Source organism: Microcoleus sp. OTE_8_concoct_300, from assembly GCF_031383065.1.
Lineage (GTDB): Bacteria > Cyanobacteriota > Cyanobacteriia > Cyanobacteriales > Microcoleaceae > Microcoleus.
In genome coordinates this window covers 1-5,973 of sequence record NZ_JANMZH010000437.1, presented here as the reverse complement: position 1 = coordinate 5,973, position 5,973 = coordinate 1, and the positions used below count along the sequence as shown (strand labels likewise).

The 5,973-nt window shown below is 45.3% G+C and carries 4 protein-coding genes and 1 pseudogene; 3 read left to right on the top strand and 2 right to left on the bottom strand.

What is annotated here, in order from left to right; all coding sequences use genetic code 11:
• Nucleotides 1-889 (bottom strand): RNA-guided endonuclease InsQ/TnpB family protein (locus ACUVJL_RS20005; RefSeq protein WP_445247434.1); only part of this gene is annotated, 889 nt, incomplete at its 3' end.
• 547 nt (nucleotides 890-1,436) lie between these two features.
• On the opposite strand from ACUVJL_RS20005, the pseudogene ACUVJL_RS20000 reads away from it, so the two are divergent.
• Together ACUVJL_RS20000 and ACUVJL_RS19995 are read left to right on the top strand one after the other, a co-directional pair.
• A pseudogene (locus tag ACUVJL_RS20000) lies at nucleotides 1,437-1,886 on the top strand (HAD-IC family P-type ATPase); the annotation flags it as partial.
• Nucleotides 1,887-2,083: 197 nt separating this feature from the next.
• The gene (locus ACUVJL_RS19995) at nucleotides 2,084-3,388 is read left to right on the top strand and encodes an Nramp family divalent metal transporter (protein ID WP_445247433.1); all 1,305 of its coding nucleotides are present in this window, start codon (nucleotides 2,084-2,086) and stop codon (nucleotides 3,386-3,388) included.
• An 88-nt stretch (nucleotides 3,389-3,476) separates the two neighbouring features.
• Here the strand turns inward: ACUVJL_RS19995 and ctpB are convergent, their stop codons facing one another.
• Nucleotides 3,477-4,796: a carboxyl-terminal processing protease CtpB gene (gene ctpB, locus ACUVJL_RS19990; protein WP_445247432.1), complete on the bottom strand. Its 1,320-nt coding sequence runs from the start codon at nucleotides 4,794-4,796 to the stop codon at nucleotides 3,477-3,479.
• 195 nt (nucleotides 4,797-4,991) lie between these two features.
• Between ctpB and ACUVJL_RS19985 the strand changes: the two genes are divergently transcribed.
• Complete coding sequence (locus tag ACUVJL_RS19985; RefSeq protein ID WP_445247431.1) at nucleotides 4,992-5,837, top strand: hypothetical protein; 846 nt, start codon at nucleotides 4,992-4,994, stop codon at nucleotides 5,835-5,837.
• Nucleotides 5,838-5,973 lie beyond the last annotated feature (136 nt).

The following is a 5,973-nucleotide window of genomic DNA, read 5'->3' as shown; positions in this document are numbered from 1 at the left end:
TTTGGTTGGTTTGCTTTCCTAAATCAATCTCGGTTTTCCATTGTGCATTTTTGCCAATTACTAACGTCCCAATTTGTTTGGCGACCAAATAATCGACAATCAGGCGACTGGTATGATGCAAGTAATTATCGACTTTTTGGTGGCGACAGCGAGTTAAGCGCTGAATGCGGGGCGAACTTTTGCGACTTCCTTTTAACTGAGATTGTAAGTGTGAAGAGCGTTTGTTGTAGAACTGGTTAATCGATTTTAATGGTCGCCCGTTAATCAACAGAGGGATGAAACCCGGCTGATTTGAAGTTAACGCCACTAAATTATTCAGTCCTAAATCAATACTAGCTGCCAAAATATCGTTACTGACGGTGGACTCCGGTTCATCATAAATTACCTCAATTACATACGAATCACATTTGGGAACCAACCTAACTTGGCAAATTCGAGCGGGATTTACTTTGGTGTTTATCAAAATTTCCGTACCCGAAAGCTTGATAATTCCTTTTTTCAATTGCTTGCTGCTAATTGCCTGAATCGTATAGATAAGAATATTACGACCCTTGGCTTTATCCTTATACTTCGGCAGTTTTGGGCGACCAGTGAATTTAGAGGAATCAGCTTTATAAGCTTTGACTGCTTCAAAAAACGATTTCCAATTCTTGTCCAATATCATCAAGATTTGTTGGCTGACCTTAGCGGGCATTGCCTTGTATGCTTGATGATATTTCATCAAACGATTCATTTCATTGTAGTTAATGTAACCCCATCCATAAGTAAAGCTCTGACGAATGACGTAGTTGGCAGCATTGTAGAGATTCTTGGATTTAAAAGCTAATTCATCAATTTCCGCGAAACGATGTTCTGTAGATTTAATGATGTGCCTCTCTGCTAGTTGCATTTAAGGTTTTTATCCTTTAACTCATGTGTTTTTTACTCGACTACTATAGTAATATAATACTACTATTGTTTATTAATGCTTACAAACTTAACGAAGTTTCACAATACATAAATTTTGTCCTATTTGCTGGCCGATCGCCTGTTCCCTATTTCCTGTTCGCTCTTCCCTATTTATACTGTTTCGCCAGTTCGATCGTTTGATCTAGCAATATACCGCCCACAGGATCTGTCCCCTAGGCATCTCCGACGTGTAAGGCGATATCCAGGGCAAAACCCACCTTGCCATCCAAGAGGGCCAAAGCCCAAAGACTCACGTAGTGGCGCAAACTAGCCTCAACTAATTTGAGGTGCTCTAGGGTTCTGAAATATCTGGCTTCAGCGGCTGTCGGACTCCCGGCAATCCTTCGATGTGTTGCTGGTCGAATTGACTAGAGAGGGCTTTCCGCGTACTCTGCATCACCCTAGGAAAACTCTGAAAGTTGAGACTCGACAGCCAAAACCCTTCCTCAGTTAAAGCTTTGTGAACTCGATCAAACGTGTTTTCTCCGTCTGTAGCCGATAGTGTTGCGAAAAAGCTCGGTTTAGATTCCTACTTAGCCGAGTTATTACCAGAAGGAAAATTAGAGGCGATCGAAAAACAGATCGGTCAATCTAAAAAAGGCGATAAAATTGTCTTTGTGGGGGACGGAATTAATGATGCACCAGTGCTTGCTAGAGCTGATGTGGGCATAGCGATGGGGGGTTTGGGTTCGGATGCAGCGATCGAAACTGCCGATGTTGTGATTATGGCAGATGCACCGTCTAAGGTGGCTGAAGCCATTAAAATTGCCCGAAAAACTCATAATATTGTCTGGCAAAATATCCTTTTTGCCCTGTCAGTCAAAGGGATATTTATTGGTTTGGGTGCTTTTGGTTTAGCGACAATGTGGGAAGCAGTTTTTGCCGATGTTGGGGTGGCTTTAGCAGCTATTTTCAATGCGACTAGAGTTTTGAAATAGAGTATTCGCACATAAGAGTGATTTTTGTCGATCGACCTCATCATAGTCGATCGCGCGCACCTCGGTTCAATCTCAAAAATATACACAACTTAATATATACGGTGACTCCGCCGGATTTTGACCCATACGACTGATCAAATTTAGGGGAATTTGTGAGATTATGAAAAGAATATGAAAATTATTGAACGGTAAAACCAATGACTGACTCGGAAAATAGGCCCAGCTTGCCTGAAGTTCACCGCAGCATCCCCGTTCCCAACAGCAAAGGTTTCTGGCGTAAAATGCTGGCCTACGCAGGGCCTGGATATTTGGTTTCAGTGGGTTACATGGACCCCGGAAACTGGGCGACTGACTTAGCGGGGGGAGCAAAGTTTGGCTATGCGCTATTAAGTGTGATTTTGCTATCTAATTTGATGGCAATTTTGCTGCAATCACTCTGTGTGCGTTTGGGAGTGGCAACGGGACGAGATTTGGCACAAGCTTGTCGAGATTATTTCAGTCCGCGAGTTAGTTTTTTGCTGTGGATACTTTGTGAAATTGCTATTTCAGCTTGCGATTTAGCTGAACTTGTTGGTAGTGCGATCGGACTGCAATTGCTATTTGGCATTCCCTTAGTTTGGGGAGTGTGCATCACTGCGCTAGATGTGATGATGGTGTTATTTTTACAAGGTAAAGGCTTTCGTTATATCGAAGCTTTGGTGATTACGATTATTGTAATTATTGGCGGTTGTTTTATTGCCGAAATAATTTTTGCCAAACCAGATGCCGGAGGAGTTTTACTCGGTTATGTTCCCAGCCTAGAGATTTTGCAAAATCAGGCAATGCTTTATATTGCAGTTGGTATTTTGGGGGCAACTGTGATGCCCCACAATCTTTACTTGCATTCGTCGATCGTGCAAACTCGCGCTTGGGAAGAAGCTTCTGATAAAAAATGGGAAGCAATTAAATTTGGCACAATTGATTCTACCGTAGCGCTGTCAATAGCTTTGTTTATTAATTCAGCAATTCTGATATTGTCTGCTGCAACTTTTCACTTTTCCGGCTATCAAGAAGTAGCAGAAATTCAAGATGCTTACAAACTCCTTTCTCCGGTACTGGGTGTGGGTTCTGCTAGTGCAATTTTTGCCTTTGCTTTATTGGCTTCGGGGCAGAACTCAACCTTGACTGCAACTCTAGCAGGACAGATTGTGATGGAAGGGTTTCTCAATTTTCGGCTGCGGCCTTGGTTGCGGCGGTTGCTGACTCGACTGATTGCCATTGTACCGGCTTTGATCACAATTATCTTGTTTGGTGAAGGCAGTACAACTAATTTACTGGTTTTCAGTCAAGTGATTCTCAGTTTGCAATTACCCTTTGCAGTAATTCCCTTGGTAATGTTTACCTCAAACCGCAACTTAATGGGAGAATTTGTGAATCCATTTTGGCTGAAAGCCTTAGCTTGGTTAGTGGCTAGTATTATAGTAGGATTAAATAGTTGGCTGTTATTACAAACCATTTTCTAGCAATCTGAGGCTAAATCAAACTACAAAAATAAAACCCGCATCGGCGGGTTTCATCTTCATGCTTATTGTTAATAACTTACGGTTTCAACTACTTCTGAGGAACAAGAGCCTCTTTACCAGCAACGGGACGGGGAGACGAAGCGGTAGTTTGCAAAAGTGCGATCGCCTGCGCGTAGCAAGGATCGTCCTTAGTCGCCACCAACATCGGTTTGTTAGCTAATTTCAGCTTTTGTTCGTCGGTTACTTCGACTTTGACATCGGGAGTAACCCCCTTGTGGCTGATATCCGTACCGTTCGGGGTATAGTAGTGAGCGATCGTCACCGCCAATCCCGAACCGTCAGCCAAAGAATGCACCGACTGCACCAAAGCTTTGCCAAAAGTTTGGCCGCCCATCACAGTTGCGCGCTTGTTGTCCTTCAGAGCACCGGCCAAAATCTCGCTGGCGCTGGCCGAGTTATCGTCCACGAGCACCACCAAAGGCTTGTCAGTGATAGCAGTGCGGTTTGCCCGCATTTCCTGAGAATCCCCCGCGCGATCGACTGTGCGGACGATCGCCCCTGTATCCATCCACATCCGAGCGATATCAATGCTCACTCGCAGCAACCCGCCGGGATTCCCCCGCAAATCCAAAACAAAAGCATCAGCTTTCTGAGCCGAGAGCTTTTTAATCGCCGCCTGCATTTGTTCGCCCGCGTGCGAGCTAAACTCTTGCAAACGGATGTAACCGACATTCTTACCGCCTTCCTTCTTGAGGCTGTAGCGAACCGCTGCTACCTCAATTCTCGCCCTAGTCAGAGTGATGTCAAATTCGCTTTTGCCCTCACGAGCAATCCGCAGCGTGACTTTCGTGCCTTCCTCGCCCCGAATTACCTGAGCCGCATCCGAGACAGTCATGCCTTTGGTTGTTTTGCCGTCAATCACCAAAATCGTATCGCCCGCTTGAATCCCTGCCTTCAGGGCCGGGGAATTTTCCATCGGCTCGACTACCCTAATAGCTTTCGTTTTCTCGTCTTCTTCCAGCCTCATCCCCACCCCTGTCAGTTCCCCAGAGGTTTGATTCGTCAGCGCTTCGTACTGCTTCGGGTCCATGAAGCGCGTGTAGGGGTCTTCTAATTTCTCTAGGGCTTTGCGGAGGGCGGTGTAGGCAGCTTCGCGAGAGGTATAATTTTGGCTCAGCAAGTCTTGGCGAGTTACTTGCCAGTCTGTCTTGTTAAAGCTGCCATCGACATACTCTCGGTTCACAATTTGCCAAGCTTCGTCTAAGACAGCTTTGGGGCTATCTTGAAGCTCAGCGCGGACTGATTGACTCAGCCCGGGAACCAGTAAAGATATCGAAGCGGTTGTTGCCATCGCCCCACTGAACAGGGCTGCCTGTAATTTAGAAAAGCGTCTGCGGGCTTGATTCATTGAATTTGGCTCAATTCGATTTTAGATTTTTGATTTGAGATTTTATATTGCTAAAAAATCTCAAACTACTACTTAAACTATTGTGTGGAGGCTCCACCATCCCTTTGGACAGTTTAACGAGATTTATAGTCGATCGCCAACCAATTATTACTCTCTTTCCATAAACTTAATTTAAAACTTGGATTTAAATGTGCCGTGGAAGCTAAAATCGAACAATTTTCGCGTAAGTGGTTGAGCCTGCTCGTTAATGGAGTTATCGGTCTAGCAGCGCTGGCGGGGGTCGTAGCCATGCAGTCGAGCGGGCAGTTGGGCGGAATGCCGCCTGTGGGCGTTCAGGGGCAAAAGCCTCTCTCTGCAATGTCTCCTGCCAGTTTCAAGCAAGCTGCACAGCAAGAAGCGCAGCAAGAAGCCCTGCAGCTGAAAATGCTCAAAAATCTCCCTAGTTTTGGCTTTGACAATTTAATTGCAGATTGGACATTTCTCAAATTTTTGCAGTATTTTGGCGACGACGAAGCGCGAGATGTAACGGGCTACAATCTGAGCCAAGATTATTTTGACATAGTTACGCAGCGCGACCCGCGGTGGGCTGACATCTATCTCTTTCTTTCCACAGCTATTTCTTTTTATCAGGGAAAGCCTGAAACTGCTGTTAATTTGATAGAGCGGGGTACTAGGGCCCTTGCCGTTTCCCCACAAATTCATTCCCAATCGTGGATAGTGTGGCGAACTAAAGGTCTTGATGAGTTGCTGCTGTTGGGGGATATTCCCGAGTCAATTCGCTCTCACGAAATGGCCGCTGATTGGGTGCAAGGAAGCCCGGAAGGGCCGAAATTCGCGCCGATGTTTCGAGCAACTGCTGAGTATTTACGCAGAGATCCCGATAGCGTGCCGGTGCGGTTTATTGCTTGGAGTACCGTTTATTCTCAAACAACTGATAAGTTGGTGCGTCAAAGGGCGAAACAAGCTCTTGTCAAGTTGGGAGCTCAGGTGCAAAAAGATAAGAATGGAAAGGAGAGTTTTATTTTGCCGCCTCCAAAGTAGTTGATTATTGATTGTTGACGGTTAGGAATGAGAATTAAATAACTTCCACAAGGAAAGTGGGATGGGCGTGCCGGCCGGCCGTTTTGGTAGGGGGGGGCGCCCCTCCCACCAAAAAAAATAAAATTTTTAATTATTT